The 14,609-nt window shown below is 71.2% G+C and carries 13 protein-coding genes and 2 pseudogenes; 9 read left to right on the top strand and 6 right to left on the bottom strand.

Annotation, left to right across the window (positions count from 1 at the left end; genetic code table 11):
• Positions 1-47: 47 nt before the first annotated feature.
• From O7609_RS10945 to O7609_RS10930, 4 genes and pseudogenes are all read right to left on the bottom strand, one after another.
• Positions 48-2,327 carry a DUF6571 family protein gene (locus tag O7609_RS10945; RefSeq protein ID WP_269734741.1) on the bottom strand — a complete coding sequence of 760 codons (2,280 nt, stop codon included), beginning with the start codon at positions 2,325-2,327 and terminating at the stop codon, positions 48-50.
• A gap of 14 nt (positions 2,328-2,341) precedes the next feature.
• The gene (locus O7609_RS10940; RefSeq protein WP_269734740.1) at positions 2,342-2,821 is read right to left on the bottom strand and encodes a hypothetical protein; all 480 of its coding nucleotides are present in this window, start codon (positions 2,819-2,821) and stop codon (positions 2,342-2,344) included.
• Positions 2,822-2,902: 81 nt separating this feature from the next.
• A pseudogene (locus O7609_RS10935) lies at positions 2,903-3,253 on the bottom strand (GNAT family N-acetyltransferase); the annotation flags it as partial.
• 143 nt (positions 3,254-3,396) lie between these two features.
• On the bottom strand, positions 3,397-3,987 hold the full coding sequence (locus O7609_RS10930; protein ID WP_269743492.1) for a CchlQ: 591 nt from the start codon (positions 3,985-3,987) through the stop codon (positions 3,397-3,399).
• Positions 3,988-4,022: 35 nt separating this feature from the next.
• Here O7609_RS10930 and O7609_RS10925 point away from each other — a divergent pair, with 35 nt between their 5' ends.
• From O7609_RS10925 to O7609_RS10885, 9 genes and pseudogenes are all read left to right on the top strand, one after another.
• Positions 4,023-4,766, top strand: a complete 744-nt coding sequence (locus O7609_RS10925; protein WP_269743491.1) for a hypothetical protein — start codon at positions 4,023-4,025, stop codon at positions 4,764-4,766.
• Between the two features lie 142 nt (positions 4,767-4,908).
• Entirely contained in the window at positions 4,909-5,310 is a 402-nt protein-coding gene (locus tag O7609_RS10920) for a hypothetical protein (RefSeq protein ID WP_269734736.1), read from the top strand.
• 198 nt (positions 5,311-5,508) lie between these two features.
• Positions 5,509-5,655 (top strand): annotated as a pseudogene (locus O7609_RS10915) (Uma2 family endonuclease); the annotation flags it as partial.
• A 332-nt stretch (positions 5,656-5,987) separates the two neighbouring features.
• On the top strand, positions 5,988-6,602 hold the full coding sequence (locus O7609_RS10910; RefSeq protein ID WP_332330065.1) for a hypothetical protein: 615 nt from the start codon (positions 5,988-5,990) through the stop codon (positions 6,600-6,602).
• Positions 6,491-7,015 carry a Uma2 family endonuclease gene (locus O7609_RS10905; RefSeq protein ID WP_443072245.1) on the top strand — a complete coding sequence of 175 codons (525 nt, stop codon included), beginning with the start codon at positions 6,491-6,493 and terminating at the stop codon, positions 7,013-7,015. Before O7609_RS10910 ends, O7609_RS10905 begins: the two co-directional genes overlap by 112 nt.
• A gap of 209 nt (positions 7,016-7,224) precedes the next feature.
• On the top strand, positions 7,225-8,499 hold the full coding sequence (locus tag O7609_RS10900; protein ID WP_269734735.1) for an aspartate kinase: 1,275 nt from the start codon (positions 7,225-7,227) through the stop codon (positions 8,497-8,499).
• A gap of 389 nt (positions 8,500-8,888) precedes the next feature.
• Positions 8,889-9,515, top strand: coding sequence for a SigE family RNA polymerase sigma factor (locus O7609_RS10895; RefSeq protein WP_269744341.1), 627 nt, complete (start codon positions 8,889-8,891; stop codon positions 9,513-9,515).
• Positions 9,512-10,702 (top strand): hypothetical protein, encoded by a 1,191-nt coding sequence (locus tag O7609_RS10890; protein ID WP_269734734.1) that lies wholly within the window; start codon positions 9,512-9,514, stop codon positions 10,700-10,702. The genes O7609_RS10895 and O7609_RS10890 overlap by 4 nt, the downstream gene beginning before the upstream one ends.
• Before the next feature lie 127 nt (positions 10,703-10,829).
• The gene (locus O7609_RS10885) at positions 10,830-11,681 is read left to right on the top strand and encodes an SURF1 family protein (protein WP_269734733.1); all 852 of its coding nucleotides are present in this window, start codon (positions 10,830-10,832) and stop codon (positions 11,679-11,681) included.
• Here the strand turns inward: O7609_RS10885 and O7609_RS10880 are convergent.
• Both O7609_RS10880 and O7609_RS10875 read right to left on the bottom strand, forming a co-directional pair.
• Positions 11,569-13,455 (bottom strand): S9 family peptidase, encoded by a 1,887-nt coding sequence (locus tag O7609_RS10880; protein ID WP_269743490.1) that lies wholly within the window; start codon positions 13,453-13,455, stop codon positions 11,569-11,571. The two genes, O7609_RS10885 and O7609_RS10880, sit on opposite strands and share 113 nt — an antisense overlap.
• A gap of 83 nt (positions 13,456-13,538) precedes the next feature.
• Positions 13,539-14,540 (bottom strand): helix-turn-helix domain-containing protein, encoded by a 1,002-nt coding sequence (locus O7609_RS10875; protein ID WP_269734731.1) that lies wholly within the window; start codon positions 14,538-14,540, stop codon positions 13,539-13,541.
• Positions 14,541-14,609 lie beyond the last annotated feature (69 nt).

Below are 14,609 nucleotides of genomic sequence, written 5' to 3'. Positions count from 1 at the left end.
GAGTTATGGCGAGCTGACTGGGGGCGATGTGAGATCTGGTTCCGGTATTATCGAGCGATCTTGAATGATTCCTTGATTTTCTCATAAGCGGCATCAGCGGCCCAGCCGATCTCTTCATGGTCGCGCGAGTATCCGGCCTGCTGGGCTCCCGCGAATACTGCCTCCTTCATCGCCTGGGCTGTTTTCTCCCGTTCGGCGGTGTGGAAGTCTTTACCCTTCTCGGCTGCCTGTTCGGCCGCCTTGGCAGGGTCTTGCTTGAAATGTTCGAGTGTGGCTTCTCGGAGGTCTTCAATAATCCATCCGGCCACCTCGCCGCCCACCTTAATTCGCTCAAGCCCCATCTCGGCGATGCGCCCGACCCATTTGTCTGCAGTTTCTAGGGATTTATTGAAATCTTCGGCCTTCTTCGCGCCATCGTCGGCTTCCACGATGGCGTCTGCTCGTCCGGCCGATGCTGCGGCCGCAACGTCTGAGCCAGGGAAGGATGCGCGTTCTGCTGCGTTCTGAAGATCTCCGCCCGGGGCCCGGAGGAGCGCTTCTCGCATGACCTCGGCACTCACGGCTTGCTGGGCGTTGATGACGGCGGCGTACCCGTCCGGGTCGGTGGCGACGTTCTTGATGAACCCCTCCAGGGAGTTGTTGTGGTTGTCGAAGTACGCCTGTGCTCCGTGGGGTTCGATCAGGTTGGCACTGTCGCCGCCTGCCGTCGCGTCCTGGATGTCGTGCATGTATTCGGCGGCGACGTTGCCGAGGCTGTCGGTGAGGGCTTCGAGCTCGCCGCCGGGGCGGATGAGGGCGGCGGGCTCGCCGCCACCGAAGCGGGAGACGAGCTTCTCGACGAGTTCGGCGCCCTCCTTGGTGTGCTTCACCGAGGGGCCTTCGTCGCCGTAGGGACGGCCCGAGGTGGCGGCTTCGAGGGCGCGGCCGAGGGAATCGACGCCGTTGATCTCCTTCTCGTCCCAGTGGACCGCGGAGTCAGGACGCCACGGGCGGGCATCCTTGCCGTTCTCGTCGCCGAGGAAGTAGTCGAAGTTGCTGAGCTTCTTCGGGTTGCCCTCGCCGCCCCCGGTCGAGCCGTGGAAGAACTCCTCGGCCGCTGCCGGGCTGTGGGACATCGCTTCCATGAGCCCCGTCATGGGGTCGAAGCCGCCTCCGTGCTTACCGAGGCTCAGGTCGAGGCCCCACTGCCCCGGCGCGGGCTCGGGGTGTTCCCACGTCCTGTAGTAGTTGCCGTTATCCCGCTCGAACAGGACCATGTCCTGCGCGATGGGGTTCAGGAACTCCTTGTCGTACTCGCCGTGGCGGAAGATGTTCGCCATGACCTGGTAGCCGCGAGGGGTGTACGTCGTGTCCGGGTGGTTGAGCAGGAGGGGCTCGCGGCCGAGTTTCTTCAGGTCGGCGATCCAGCGGTCGCCGATGTAGGTCTTGTCACCGGCCGCCGTGGGCTGGTGGTTCGGCGGGAGGTCGGTGGCGGTGGCCAGGGTGACGCCCATGCTGTTCTGGATGTGGTGGGCGAGGTCGAGCCGCTCCTCGTCCCCGTCCAGCGAGGCGTCGACACCGAGATGGGCGTGGAGCCGGAGGGCCTCCTCCGGGCCGAGCGCGCGGTAGAAGCTGGTGGCGAAGGCGTCGTCCTTGGAGTTGTGCTCCATGAGGAGCTGCCACTCGGTGAGTTCCTTCGTGCTGAGCTGCTTGCCCTCCTGGGTGAGCTTCAGGCTCTTCTCGGCGAGTTGGGTGGCTCGTTCGGACTGGGCTTCGTCGAGCGAGTCGTAGGTCGCGTGGCCGAAGTTCCGCGCGTCGGGGCCCTGGCTCTTGTCGAGTGCGCGATTGAGGGAGGCGTCGATCTCCTCGGCGTTCTCGATCAGCCGGTTGAGCCGTCGCTCCAGGGCGTCGCGGGCCTCGATCTCGGCGTCGGTGCGTTGGACGGGCCCGGAGTCGCCGGGGTAGGTGGCGAAGCCGACCTTGACGGTGCCGTCGCCGTTGTCGATGACGACGAGCCGGGTGTCCCGGTGCTCGACGGCGCGTCTCAGGCTCTTCTGGATCTCCTCCAGCTCCGTGTGGGCGTCGCGCAGGACGCTCCAGACGCTGCGGGCCTCGGCGTGGGCGTCGTTGAACTCGTTGCCGGTCTTCTTGACGAACTCCCTGGTCACGCTCGCGTTGAGCCCAGCCCAGCGGGCGCTTTCGGAGAGGCGTACCATGCCGCTGCTGTGCGTGTTGGCATGCTCGGCGATGTCGTCGAGCGCGTCGACCATCGTCTTCCAGTCGTCCACCGCCTCGCCGAGGGCACCCAGGTCCACGTCGCGCAGATCCGCGAAGGTGATCTTCCCCATGACCTCTGCTTCCCTCAGCGGATCAGCTTGTCGATCTCCGAGACGGAGAAGACGGCGTTGTTGTGGTGGTGCCGCATCGTGGCCTCGACGTGTGCCTCGTCCTCGGCGTGGCGCTTCTTGGAGAAGTCCAGGTGGTTGCTGATGTGGGCGCACGCCTGGAGCAGCGTGTCGACCTTGGTCCGCCACGTCGTCTCGGAGATGTTGAGCGTGCGGCCGGAGAGGAAGTTGTGCCGCTCAAGGCTTCTGCCCGCGCGGGCTGTTGAACTACGGTCCTCGCCGTCGCGGCCGGCGCCCTGGATGTCCGCCGCCTTCTTGAACCTGCTGTGCAGGTCGAACGCGGCGTTCCCCACCACGCCCAGGTCGTCCTGGTGGACGACGAGATCGGGCTGGCCGCCGCCGTAGCCGCCCTCGCCGTCGAGGCCGTTGAGCCTGGTGGCGTTCTGCCGCTCCTGTGCGTTCGTCCTGAGCTCGGCCCACTCCGCGTCGAAACTCATGCAGCCCGATTCCGTCCCACTGTGGTCAGCTGTTCGGTCGGGGAAGGAGGCTACCAGGGGGAGCTGAACGATCGCTGAACGTCATCCCCGGGCCAGGGGCTTGCGCAGGATGTGTTCGCGGCGGCCGTCGGGGGTGAGGTCGCCCTGGGGGCCGGTGTCGGTGAGGCCGTTGCGGCGGTAGAGGGCGAGGGCGGGCGCGTTGTCGGGCCGGACCGCCAACTCCAGGAGCGCGGAACCGGATGCGCGGGCGAAGTCCTCGACGGCCCGGATGAGGGCGTCGCCCACGGCTCGGCCCCGGGCCTCGGGGGCGACCCAGAACGAGGTCAGCTCCGTCACCCCGGCCGTCCTGCCCGGGATGCCGCCGGCCATGCCGACGTCCTGCCCGCCCAGCGAGGCGATGAAGGAGCGTGAGCCGGGGATGGCGAGGCGGGCCCGCCACCGGGCCTCCCGGTCGCCGTCGCCCGGTCACTCGGCCAGGGTGGAGCCGAAGGCGTAAGGGGCCTCGGCCAGGGCCCTGAGGCGCAGTTCGCGCCAGACGGGCCAGCCCTCGGGCCCGAGGGAACGGACGCGCGGTGTCATGCGGCCTCGCACTGCGGGCAACGGTCCTTGCCGTCCCAGCGGGACCAGCCGAAGGCCCTGGGCGTGAGGGACTGCCCCTCCAACTCCTCGCGGACCGCGACACGGTAGGCCCAGACGGCGCCGATGTAGGGGTGGTAGGCGTCGTGGAACGCGGCCGACGAGGGCTCGGCGCCCGCGGCGACGGCGCGCTGGAGGCCGCGGAGCCGCTGGTACATGGCCTGGCCCGCGCTGGCGACGGTGGTGTCGGCGTCGATGAACAGACGCTCCCTGACCTCGTTGATCCCGCTGTCGCCAAGGGCCGCACGGGCCGCCTCGTCCAGGTCGGGGACGCTGCCGGGGAACTGGGCGATCCGGCGCAGCTGGGCGTGGCACGCCTCGGCGGCACCGATGAACTCGATGTACACCGCCCGCCGACGTTCCCCCAGCCCCTGCCCGCTCTCACGGCGGTGGCTCAGGAAGTCGGCCAGGACGGTTCCGGCTATGGCGATGGAGCCGCCGCTCACGGTCGCGACGAGCGTCCCCCAGTCCATGCGTCTGTTCTCCCCCCGGCCGGTGCTCATGGCGTCAGCGATCGAATCTACTCTCATACGACCAATGATCGACGGCGGCGGGAGACGGGAACGTGGAAGGCGTCAGACGCGTGCGCGGGGCGATGCTCTGCCTGGCGGTGGCACTGCTCACCGGGTGTGGCGGGAGTGGTGACGGCGGCGGGAGCGCGGCGCCGACGAGCGGCGCGAGTGCGAGCCCGAGCCCGAGCCCCGACGTGATCGCCGTCCCCTCCCCGGAGGCGCCGAGGCCCGACCCCGAGGACAACCCCTTCGGCCGCCCCCAGACGCCCGAGCAGCAGCGGGTGGTGGACGCGCTGCCCAACTCCGGGGTGATGCTCGGCTGGAAGGCGGGGTACGAACCGTCGGTGCACGACGTCGGAGACCGGGAGCTTCCCGCCTACCAGAGCCTGTGCGCGGGGCCCTACGAGGAGCGGTGCGAGGGCGCTCTGTCCATGGGTTCGTCGCTGTTCCTCAAGCGTGACGGGGAGCCCACCAACGCCACCTTCGTCATGGTCTCCTACGAGGACGAGGAAGCGGCCGAGGCGGCGTACGCAGCCTGGTGGCGGCAGAACAGCGAATTCCTGACCGCGCCGCAGAAGGCTTCCGTCGACGCCGTGGGCGACGAGCGGGACGCCCTGCGTGGCACCAACGGGACGGGCGACATCGCGGCCGTGGTCCAGCTGCGGGTCGGCCCGACCGTGCTGACGGTGCAGGTGACGGGGATGACGGAAGGAGCGGGCGGTACATACACCAGCGACGCGCAACTCAGTCGGCTGGCCGGACTGTTCGCCGAGGGGGCCGCGGAGGCCTGGTCGTAGCGCACTCCGCCGGCTACCTGGCCGAGCCGTCGGTCCGTTGCCGGATCCCGGCAACGGGGGCCGTCGACAAACGACCGGCTATGGACTGGCGGGCGGTGGCCGTGGTGCGGCATGGTTTGTACGCAGGGGAAGGGGGACGACGATGGGGGAAACGAAGACAGCGGTGGCCGGGCCCGTGCTGCGCTGCGGCGGGGTGACCGTCCGGCTCTCGGAGGACGGCATCGAGTGGGAGGACCGCAAGGCGGTCAGCCGCATCCCGTACGAGGCGGTCGTGTCGGTGTCGGCACACGCGACGGTGGGTCGGTACGCACGGCTGCGGCTCGGCCTGCACCACACCGGCACCGGGCACCCGGATCACTACGAGTTGCTGTGCCTGCGCCGCTCCGGTCAGCCGTTCGCGGAGGAGCTGAACGAGCGGGTGTCCGACGCGGGCGGGGGCTGGGGCCTCGGCCGTCGCCCGAGGGTCACCGTCGAGCCGCGCTCCGCCGCGCTCACGCTGCGCACCGCACGAGCCGCGCTGCGGAAGCGCTGCGCGGTGCGCTGAACGGCGTGACGTGAGGCCCGCCGTTCGTTCGGCGGGCCTCGGTACCGCGCTTTCCCGGGGCGCTGATCCCGCCTCGCGGAGTCGCGGCCGAACGTGTATTCCGGCGATCGTTTCTTCTGCTGTGATTCCTCATTCGCTTTGGTGACGCTGTCGCCCTTTCTCGTGGGTACGCTGCTGTGGTCGGCGAACATGCGGCCCATGGGAGCAGTAATGAGCACCGAGCCCGAGTACCAGCGGCCGACCCCGCCCGAGGGCGGTTACACCGCCGAGGACCTCGACCGGCTTCCGAATCTGCCCCCGCACACGGAGCTGATCGACGGAAGTCTCGTTTTCGTGAGTCCGCAAGCGTCCACGACGTGCTGAAGCTCAGCGTCCCGTTCGACGTCGAGATCGACCTCGGGGACGTCGAGGCGCGATAGCCCCGAGGCTCAAGTCGCGGGCTTCGAGCGTTCTTTGCAAGGAATGGGTGGAGGGTTCCACCCGCCCCCCGGCCCCTGCCCGGTCGCGGGGAGAGCGACTGCTCAGGGCGTAAATATGACTAACGGTGGTCAAGTTGCCACGCCGAGTGTGCGCGGTTTAGGTTCGCGGCAACAAAGAAATGACCCCGGTTGGTGTCGTCAGCACCAGGGCCGGGGTCTGACCGACGAATCGTCCACAAGTAGAAAGACCAACGATCCGTGGCTGTTCACGACCTTAGCCCCGAGCCCGCCGCCGACGCACACCCTCTCGCCAATCCGGGGTACGGAAAGCGCTCGGCGCCCGAACAACTTCCCCGTACCGCCTCAGATTTCGTACATCTGCCCGCCCGCGAGGCGTCCATCGCCGCCTACCTCGACCGCTTGCCCGACGGCGCGGACGTCTCCGTCAAGACGCTGGCCAAGGTGCTGCCTTACGGGCAGTGCGCCCTGCGGGCGGCGCTGCGGCGGCTGTCGGAGGCCGGGCATCTGCGGCGGGTGCGCGAGCATCTGCTCGGGGATGGCACGCAGCACTGGGTAACGCGGACGTACTTCACCCGCACCGCGCGGGACGACGCGTGGTGGGCCTCCTTTCGCGCGGGCGGCGGCGGCGTGCCGTCGCGCGGGGTGAGGGAGGCGGAGCCCCCGCGCCGCCGGGAGCCCGCGTTCGAGGTGCTGGCCGGGCTGGGGCGGCGCGACGCGCGCATGACGCTGTCCGCCGCGGCCTGCGCGGCGCTCGCGCCGCTCGCCGGAAGGTGGCTGAAACGGGGCGTCACGCCGGAGGGGCTCGGGCTCGCGCAGACGGAGATCACGGTGCGATCTACATGTGGCTGCTGAGGCAGTGCATGCAGCAGCGTCCCGAACTGGATCTGCTGCCGGACAGGGGTCTCCGCGTCGAGGAGTACCGCAAGGGAAGGGCTCGCCCGGACGGGTGTCTGGCTCCAGCGGATCACTTCGTGGGAAGCGGGGAGTGGGTGGACCCGGATGGTGCGCTCATGACGGTGGAGATCACTTCCGCGGATGCGGACACCGACCGCCGTGACCGGACCGAGAAGCGGGACGGATACGCCGCTGCCGGTATTCCGGTGTATCTGCTCGTCGACCGGGAGCCGGGCGCCGTCGTCGTGTACGCGGAGCCGGAGAAGGGGCGGTACAAGAGCCGCCGTACCCACTACTACGGCGACACGGTCCGCCTGCCGGAGCCCGTCGGGATCACGCTGCACACCGAGAAGCTGAAGGACTACGCGTAGGGGTTCCCGGGCCGGGGCTCACCGGGGCGGTGACGCATTGTGTGAGGTATCGCACGTTTCCGTGTGGGGGCGCCGGGAGCGGGCAGGGGAGGCCGTGGCCGCGTCTCAGGATGCGGTTTCGGGAGGCCGATATCCGACCTCTCGATAAAATGAGCCGACCGAGGGCCCCGGCGAAAGGGTCCGGTGAGACTGAGAAACGAGGAGCGCACGTGAGCCTAGTCGTGCAGAAGTACGGCGGCTCCTCCGTTGCCGACGCAGAGGGCATCAAGCGCGTCGCCAAGCGGATCGTCGAAGCCAAGAAGCGTGGCCACGAGGTGGTCGTCGTGGTGTCGGCGATGGGTGACACGACGGATGAGTTGATCGATCTCGCCAGTGAGGTGTCTCCGATCACCTCCGGTCGCGAGTACGACATGCTGCTGACCGCCGGAGAGCGTATCTCCATGGCGCTGCTGGCCATGGCGATCAAATCGCTGGGCCACGAGGCGCAGTCCTTCACCGGGAGCCAGGCCGGCGTGATCACCGACGCCGTGCACAACAAGGCGCGGATCATCGACGTGACGCCGGGGCGGATCCAGGCCGCGCTGGACGAGGGCAACATCGCCATCGTCGCCGGCTTCCAGGGCGTCTCGCAGGACAGCAAGGACATCACCACGCTCGGCCGTGGCGGGTCCGACACCACGGCCGTGGCGCTGGCCGCCGCGCTGAACGCCGAGGCCTGCGAGATCTACACCGATGTCGACGGCGTCTTCACCGCCGACCCCCGGGTCGTCAAGAAGGCGAAGAAGATCGACTGGATCTCCTTCGGTGACATGCTGGAGCTGGCGAGTTCCGGCTCCAAGGTGCTGTTGCACCGGTGCGTGGAGTACGCACGCCGATACAACATCCCGATCCACGTCCGGTCGTCGTTCTCTGGCCTGCCGGGTACGTGGGTCAGCAACGAACCGCGAGTAGGGGACGAGCCCATGGAGCAGGCGCTCATCTCGGGTGTCGCGCACGACACCTCCGAGGCCAAGGTGACGATCGTCGGCGTGCCGGACAAGCCGGGCGAGGCCGCCGCCATCTTCCGGGCCGTCGCGGACGCCGAGCTGAACATCGACATGGTCGTGCAGAACGTCTCCGCCGCCTCGACGGGCCTGACGGACATCTCGTTCACGTTGCCCAGGACGGACGGCAAGCGGGCGATCGAGGCGCTGGAGCGGCGCAAGGTGCAGATCGGTTTCGACTCGCTGCGCTACGACGACCAGGTCGCGAAGATCTCGCTGGTCGGCGCGGGGATGAAGACGAATCCGGGCGTCACGGCCACGTTCTTCGAGGCGCTGTCCAACGCGGGCGTGAACATCGAGCTGATCTCCACCTCGGAGATCCGGATCTCGGTCGTCACCCGGCAGGACGACGTGAACGAGGCCGTGCGGGTGGTGCACACCGCGTTCGGGCTCGACAGCGACTCCGAGGAGGCCGTGGTCTACGGCGGCACCGGCCGCTGACTCACAGGCTGCGGGATCGAGGGGCGTCGGACGCGGTCCGGCGCCCCTCGGCGTTCCCGGTCCGTCCCGAGGTGGCCGGGTTGGCGGGAAATGTGAAGCAGCCGTGATCAACCTGTGTTTGGTATGGACTTGCCCAGGGTCATCCCGTGGTCGAAGATGCTCGCGGTGCCTGGAACCACAGGGCACTCCGGCGCGTCCTCGGGGCGCCATCGCGAGCTCCACGGCGCCGGTGAAGGGGAAGTACGAATGAGGCGAGTACGCATGGGGGAGTTCGTGACGTCGTCAGATGCGACGCCGAGCGCGTACAACCCTGACGGGGGGCGGCGTGTCATACAGGCGTGGCAGAGGTACTCGTTTCGACGGCACGGCCTATCGGCGGCGTGCCCGTGATGGCGCCGTGGTCGGCGGCTTCCCAGCGTCCGGCGGCGGCGCGCGCGCCCGGATCGCGGGGTGCCATGGCCCCTCCGACGGCCACGGGGCTCCCGCCCGCGCGGTACGGCGAGACTGACGGTGCCGCTGTCGTGGGCACCAGCGTCGACCACCTGACCGAGACCTACCGCACCCACTACCGTTCGCTGCTGGGCTTGGCGGCCCTGCTGCTGGACGACACCGCCTCCTGCGAGGACGTCGTGCAGGAGGCGTTCATCCGCGTGCACTCCGCCCGCCGGCGGGTGAAGGACCCGGAGAGGACGCTGGCGTATCTGCGGCAGACCGTGGTCAACCTCTCGCGCTCCACGCTGCGCCGCCGCATCCTCGGCCTGAAGCTGCTGTCGAAGCCGATGCCGGACGCGGCGAGCGCGGAGGAGGGCGCTTACGAGGCGCTGGAGCGGGACGAGCTGAAGCGTGCCCTGCGCGGGCTCCAGCGGCGGCAGCGGGAGGTCCTGGTGCTGCGGTACTTCGCGGACATGACCGAGGAGCAGGTGGCTCAGACGCTCGGGATCTCCCGGGGCTCGGTGAAGGCGTACGGCTCGCGCGGCATCGCCGCGCTCCGGGTGGCGATGGAGGCACCGGCATGACGGCGGGGCCGGGCAGGGGCCGGGGGCCGGACGAGAGCTCCGGGCTGCCCGAGGACGAGGACGAGCTGCGGCGGCTGCTCCAGGACGCCGTGCGTGACATCGAGCCGTCCCGGGACGCGCTGGACCACCTGCGGCACGCCGTGCCCGTACGCCGGGCCCGGCGTCGGCACGCGATGATCGGCGCCGCCACGGCGGTCCTGGTCACGGCGGTGACGGTGCCGCTGATGACGACCGGCGTGGTGCCGGGGCCGCTCGCGGAGGACGACCGGGCGAACGCGGCGCACAGCACGGACGCCGGGAACGGCAAGCCCTACGGCGGCCGGGACACGACCGGGGCGCAGGGCGAGTCGTCCGGCGACGCGGGGACGGGAGACGACGGCGCCGCGTCGCGGCCCAGCGCCTCCCCGAGCCCGGACGACACCGAGGGCCTGGGCCCGTCCTCCCCGAGCTGCCTGCGCGACCAGCTCGGCGAGCCCGCGGCCGAGGTCGGCAAGCCGGACGAGGACGGGGTGATCCACGGCGCTTTCCGGTTCACCAACGTCTCCGGTGAGAGCTGCCGGGTCGGAGCCGTGGACCAGCTCTCGGCGAAGGCGCGCGGGGAGGCGGACGCCACCGCGATCACCGTCCTGGACCACACCGCGGGCGGCCGGGCCCCCGGCCTGCCCGAACCGCCGGAGGTCGTGAAGGAGCTGATCCTGCGCCCCGGAGAGTCGTTCCAGGTGCGGTTCGCCTGGATGCCGGACGCCGAGCGCGGCCCCGGGGGCTGCCCGGTGCCGGACGCCGGGCCGGAGCCCGAACCGGAGCCGTCGGAGGGCGGCACCTCGGGCGGGAGCGAGAGCACAGCGGGCTCCGGCGGGGACGACGGCGGCGCCCAGAGCGGGGACGGGGGCACCGAGGGCGGCGAGGAGACGACGTCCGGGTCCACCGGCGGCGGTGGCACCGAGGGCGGGGAGCAGACGGCGACGTCCGGCGCGTCGGGCCCGGAGCAGGGTGAGCCGTCCGGGCTGACGACGCTCTCCGACACCGGGACGGGCAGCGGTGAGCAGGTGGACGAGGGCGAGGGCGCGGCCACGGCCGTGATCCTGCGCTACGTCCCGGCCGCGGGGGAGCCGTCGGCGCCGGCGGCCTTCCTCGGCGAGGTCTGCGCCGGGACGGTGTACCGCACCGGCGTGCTGCCGGTGAGCTGAGCCGCAGCCCCGCAGCCCCGCAGCCCCGCAGCCCCGCAGCCCCGCAGCCCCGTAGCCCCGCAGCCCCCGCTCCCGACGGGCGGGGGCGGGTCCGGCGTGCCGGTTTCACCCCCGTACCGTGGTGGGTGTGTACCGGTTCCTGCTGACTCCCCGCTGGTGGATGCTCAACGTCTTCCTCGTGCTGGCGGTGCCGTTCTGCGTGGTCATGGGCGCCTGGCAGCTGAGCCGGTTCGAGGACCGGGTGGACTCGCAGCGCCGCCACGACCGGCTGGCCGCGCAGGGCGCCGCCCAGGAGGCCGAGCCGCTGGCCGCGCTGCTCCCCGTCACCGGTGACACCTCCGGCCGGATGGCGCGGGTCGAGGGCCGCTACGACACCGGGCACGAGTATCTGGTGCCGGACCGCTCGCTGGACGGCGAGCGGGGCTTCTACGTGCTGACGCCGCTGCGTCCCGACGGCGGTCGGCCGGCCGTGCCCGTCGTCCGCGGCTGGCTGCCGGGGGAGCCGGACGCGTCCCGGGTCCCGCCGGCCCCGGCGGGCGAGGTGCGGGTGACGGGCGCGCTCCAGGCGTCTGAGAGCCGCGGCCGGACGGGCCTGCCGGCCGGGCAGCTCGGGGTGATCAGCGCGGCCTCGCTGGTGAACCTGGTGCCCTACGACGTCGAGGACGCCTGGATCACCGTGCAGTCGACGCGCGAGCCGCTGAGGGCTGTCCCGCCCGCCGCCGCGAAGGGCAGCGGGCTGGACATGAAAGCCTTCCAGAACCTGGGCTACACGGCCGAGTGGTTCGTCTTCGCGGGGTTCGTGGTGTTCATGTGGTTCCGCTTCTTCCGCCGTGAGGTGGAGGTGGCCCGCGATGCCGAGCTGGGCCTCATTCCCGGGACTCCGGACCGGCAGACGCCGGATCGGCAGACGCCAGGCCGGGAGACTCGGGAAGACCCAGGTGCCGCAGTGCGAACCGCAGCTCCAGACCGACCTGCTTGATCCGCTCCTCCACCACCAGCGAGCCGTGCCCGGCGTCGTAGCGGTACACCTCGTGCGGGTGCCGCCGGGCGGCCAGGCGCTCGAGGTAGTTCTCCACCTGCCGGATCGGGCAGCGCGGGTCGTTGACGCCGGCCGAGATGTAGACCGGGGCCCGGACGGCGTCCACGTAGGTGATGGGCGACGAGGCCGCGTACCGTTCGGGCACCTCCTCGGGAGTCCCGCCGAGGAGCGTGCGGTCCATGGACTTCAGCGCCTCCATCTCGTCGTGGTAGGCGGTGACGTAGTCGGCCACCGGGACGGCCGCGATGCCCAGCGTCCAGTCCTCGGGCTGCACGCCGAGGCCGAGCAGGGTGAGGTAGCCGCCCCAGGAGCCGCCGGTCAGGACGAGCCGCTCGGGGTCGGCCAGGCCGGAGGTGACGGCCCACTCCCGCACCGCTGCGACGTCCTCCAGCTCGATGAGCCCGACGCGGTGCTTGAGGGCGTCCGTCCAGGCGCGACCGTAGCCGGTGGAGCCGCGGTAGTTGACGCGTACGACGGCGAAGCCGTGGTCGACCCAGGCGGCGGGCTGGGCGGCGAAGGCGTCGGAGTCGTGCCAGGTCGGGCCGCCGTGGATGTCGAAGACGGTGGGGAAGGGGCCCTCGCCGTCGGGCCGCTGGACGAGGGCGTGCACGCGCCCGCCGGGCCCCTCGACCCAGACGTCCTCGACCGGCCGCGAGGCGGGCGCCCTGAGCCCCGGCGGGTCCAGGACGACGGCGCCGGAGGTCGAGCGCAGCGCCGGGGGATGGGCGGCGGAGGACCACAGGAACTCCACGGTGCCGTCCGGGCGGGCGGTCGCCCCCGACACCGTGCCCGGCGGCGTCTCGACCCGGGTCAGCTCGCCCCCGGCCAGGTCGTAGCGCCACAGCTCGCTGCGGGCCTGGTAGCTGTGGACGACGAGCAGCCCGCTGCCGTCCGGGTACCACTCGGCGCCGACGTCTCCGGGCAGGTCGAGGGCGAGGTCGTGCGTCTGGCCGGCGACCGGGTCCCACACCATCGGCTCCCACCGGCCGCGCCGCTGGTGCCCGACGAGCAGCCGGGCGTCGCCGTCGCGCGGGACGAAGCCGAGGACGGCGAGCCCCAGCTCCTTGGTGCCGCCCTCGCTGTCGTCCAGCTCGGCGACGGTCGTGCCGTCGCGGTCGACGACGCGCAGTGCCGCGTGCAGGGCGTCGCCGTGCTCGGTGTGCTCGATGACGAGGTAGCGGCCGTCGTGGCTCAGGTCGCCCACGCCCGCGGACTCCCGGTGCCGGTAGATCTCGGCCGGCTCCCCGCCCGGCGGTACGACGTGGATCGTCGTGCCCTCCTCGTCGGTGGAGCGGCCCACGACGGCGGTGCCGTCGCGGCCGAGGGCCAGCCCGGCCGAGTAGGCGGCCTTGAGCCCGGGCACGGCCGGCTCGTCGCCGCCCGCACCGCCTTCGCCCGCACCGCCTTCGCCGTCCCCGCCGGGGCCGGAGAACGGCTGCCGCATCCAGACGCCGAACTCGTCGCCGTCGGTGTCGGCGAACCACCAGACCCAGCGGCCGTCGGGGGAGAGGAGGCCGTCGGTGGTGCCGTTCGGCCGGTCGGTGACCTGGCGGGTCTCGCCGGTCGTCCGGTCCCAGGCGTACAGCTCGTAGGTGCCGGTCGCGTTCGACACGAACAGCGCGTGGTCGGGGGCGTCTTCGGCCCAGTCGGGCAGGGAGACGCGCGGGGCGCGGAACCGCTTCTCCCAGTCGGGCATGGTCTCTGCGTCGGTCATGAGCTCTATGTAAGCCGATCGACGGGGGTGGGCCCGCCACCGGGACGCGCGGCGCCCCGGCACGACCGGGGCGCGCGGCGCGGTCACGGCTCCAGCAGGTTGCGCTCGCGGATGAGGTAGCCCAGCTCCAGGCGGCTCTTGGCGCCGACGCGGGCCATGATCTCGGAGACGTGGCGCTGGCAGGTGCGCACGGAGATGCCGAGGGCGCGGGCCACGCCGCGGTCGTCGGAGCCCTGGACGAGCAGCCGCAGTATGGCCTGCTTGGTCTGGTTGCCGATGCCCTGGATGGAGGGCTTGTCCTGGCAGCGGCCCATGGGCTGGCCCTGGGCCCACAGGACCTCGAAGACGTCGGCGGCGAAGGAGCTGAGGTCGGGGTCCCGCAGCACGAGGGCGCCCTCGGGGGCGTCCGGCAGGGGGAGGACGACGGTCTCGCGGTCGAAGACGAGGAAGCGGGTCAGGCCGCTGCTGAGGGTGCGGATCTCGGCGCCGTGGGAGGTGAGTTGGGTGGCGTGCCAGAGGGTGGCGCTGTCGAAGCGGGCCGAGTGCTGGTAGAGGGAGCGCAGTTGGACGCCGCGGTTGAGCAGGTCGAGGTCGCGGTCGGCGGCCTCGGCGAGGACGTCGGCGGGGCGTGGGCCGCCGGGCTGGGCCGCCAGGACCTCCTTGGCGCAGGAGGTGGCGAGCTGGTTGAGGGTCTCCCGCACGGCGCGGTTGGAGGTCAGCCGCTCCTGGGAGGGGGCGTCCAGCTCCCCCTGGGCGCGGTGGATGGAGTCGAGCAGGTGGAGCTGGTCGCGCAGGGCGGCGAGGCGGCGCTTCTCCTCGGCGAGGTGCTGCTCGTGGGTGTGGAGGACCCGCATGGAGGACAGGGCCGGGTCGACGGCGGCGATGCGCTGCCGTCCGACGCGGCGCAGCAGCCCGAGCCGCAGCAGGGACTCGACGGCTGCGTCGGCCGGTTCGCCCTCGTCGCCCGCGGCGGCGCGGGTGGCCTCCTCGATGGGGAGGACGGTGTGCCGGACGACGTGGCGATAGAGACGGATCGCCGTGGGGCTGAGAACGGGGGGTATCGTCCGTGCGCCTTCGCTGACCATCGGAGCCTGTCCTTCTTGAGACTGTCTTGTTTGCGACGCCAGGTTGAGCTTGCCACAGCATTCCGCGCG

The organism is Streptomyces sp. WMMC1477, from assembly GCF_027460245.1.
Classification (GTDB): Bacteria; Actinomycetota; Actinomycetes; order Streptomycetales; family Streptomycetaceae; genus Streptomyces.
This window is presented reverse-complemented; position numbering and strand designations above follow the sequence as displayed.

Coding starts and splice junctions, on each gene's coding strand:
- O7609_RS10945 (WP_269734741.1), bottom strand. CDS start 2,327: ATGGGGAAGATCACCTTCGCGGATCTGCGCGACGTGGACCTGGGTGCC.
- O7609_RS10940 (WP_269734740.1), bottom strand. CDS start 2,821: ATGAGTTTCGACGCGGAGTGGGCCGAGCTCAGGACGAACGCACAGGAG.
- O7609_RS10930 (WP_269743492.1), bottom strand. CDS start 3,987: ATGAGAGTAGATTCGATCGCTGACGCCATGAGCACCGGCCGGGGGGAG.
- O7609_RS10920 (WP_269734736.1), top strand. CDS start 4,909: ATGGGGGAAACGAAGACAGCGGTGGCCGGGCCCGTGCTGCGCTGCGGC.
- O7609_RS10895 (WP_269744341.1), top strand. CDS start 8,889: ATGGCGCCGTGGTCGGCGGCTTCCCAGCGTCCGGCGGCGGCGCGCGCG.
- O7609_RS10890 (WP_269734734.1), top strand. CDS start 9,512: ATGACGGCGGGGCCGGGCAGGGGCCGGGGGCCGGACGAGAGCTCCGGG.
- O7609_RS10880 (WP_269743490.1), bottom strand. CDS start 13,455: ATGACCGACGCAGAGACCATGCCCGACTGGGAGAAGCGGTTCCGCGCC.
- O7609_RS10875 (WP_269734731.1), bottom strand. CDS start 14,540: ATGGTCAGCGAAGGCGCACGGACGATACCCCCCGTTCTCAGCCCCACG.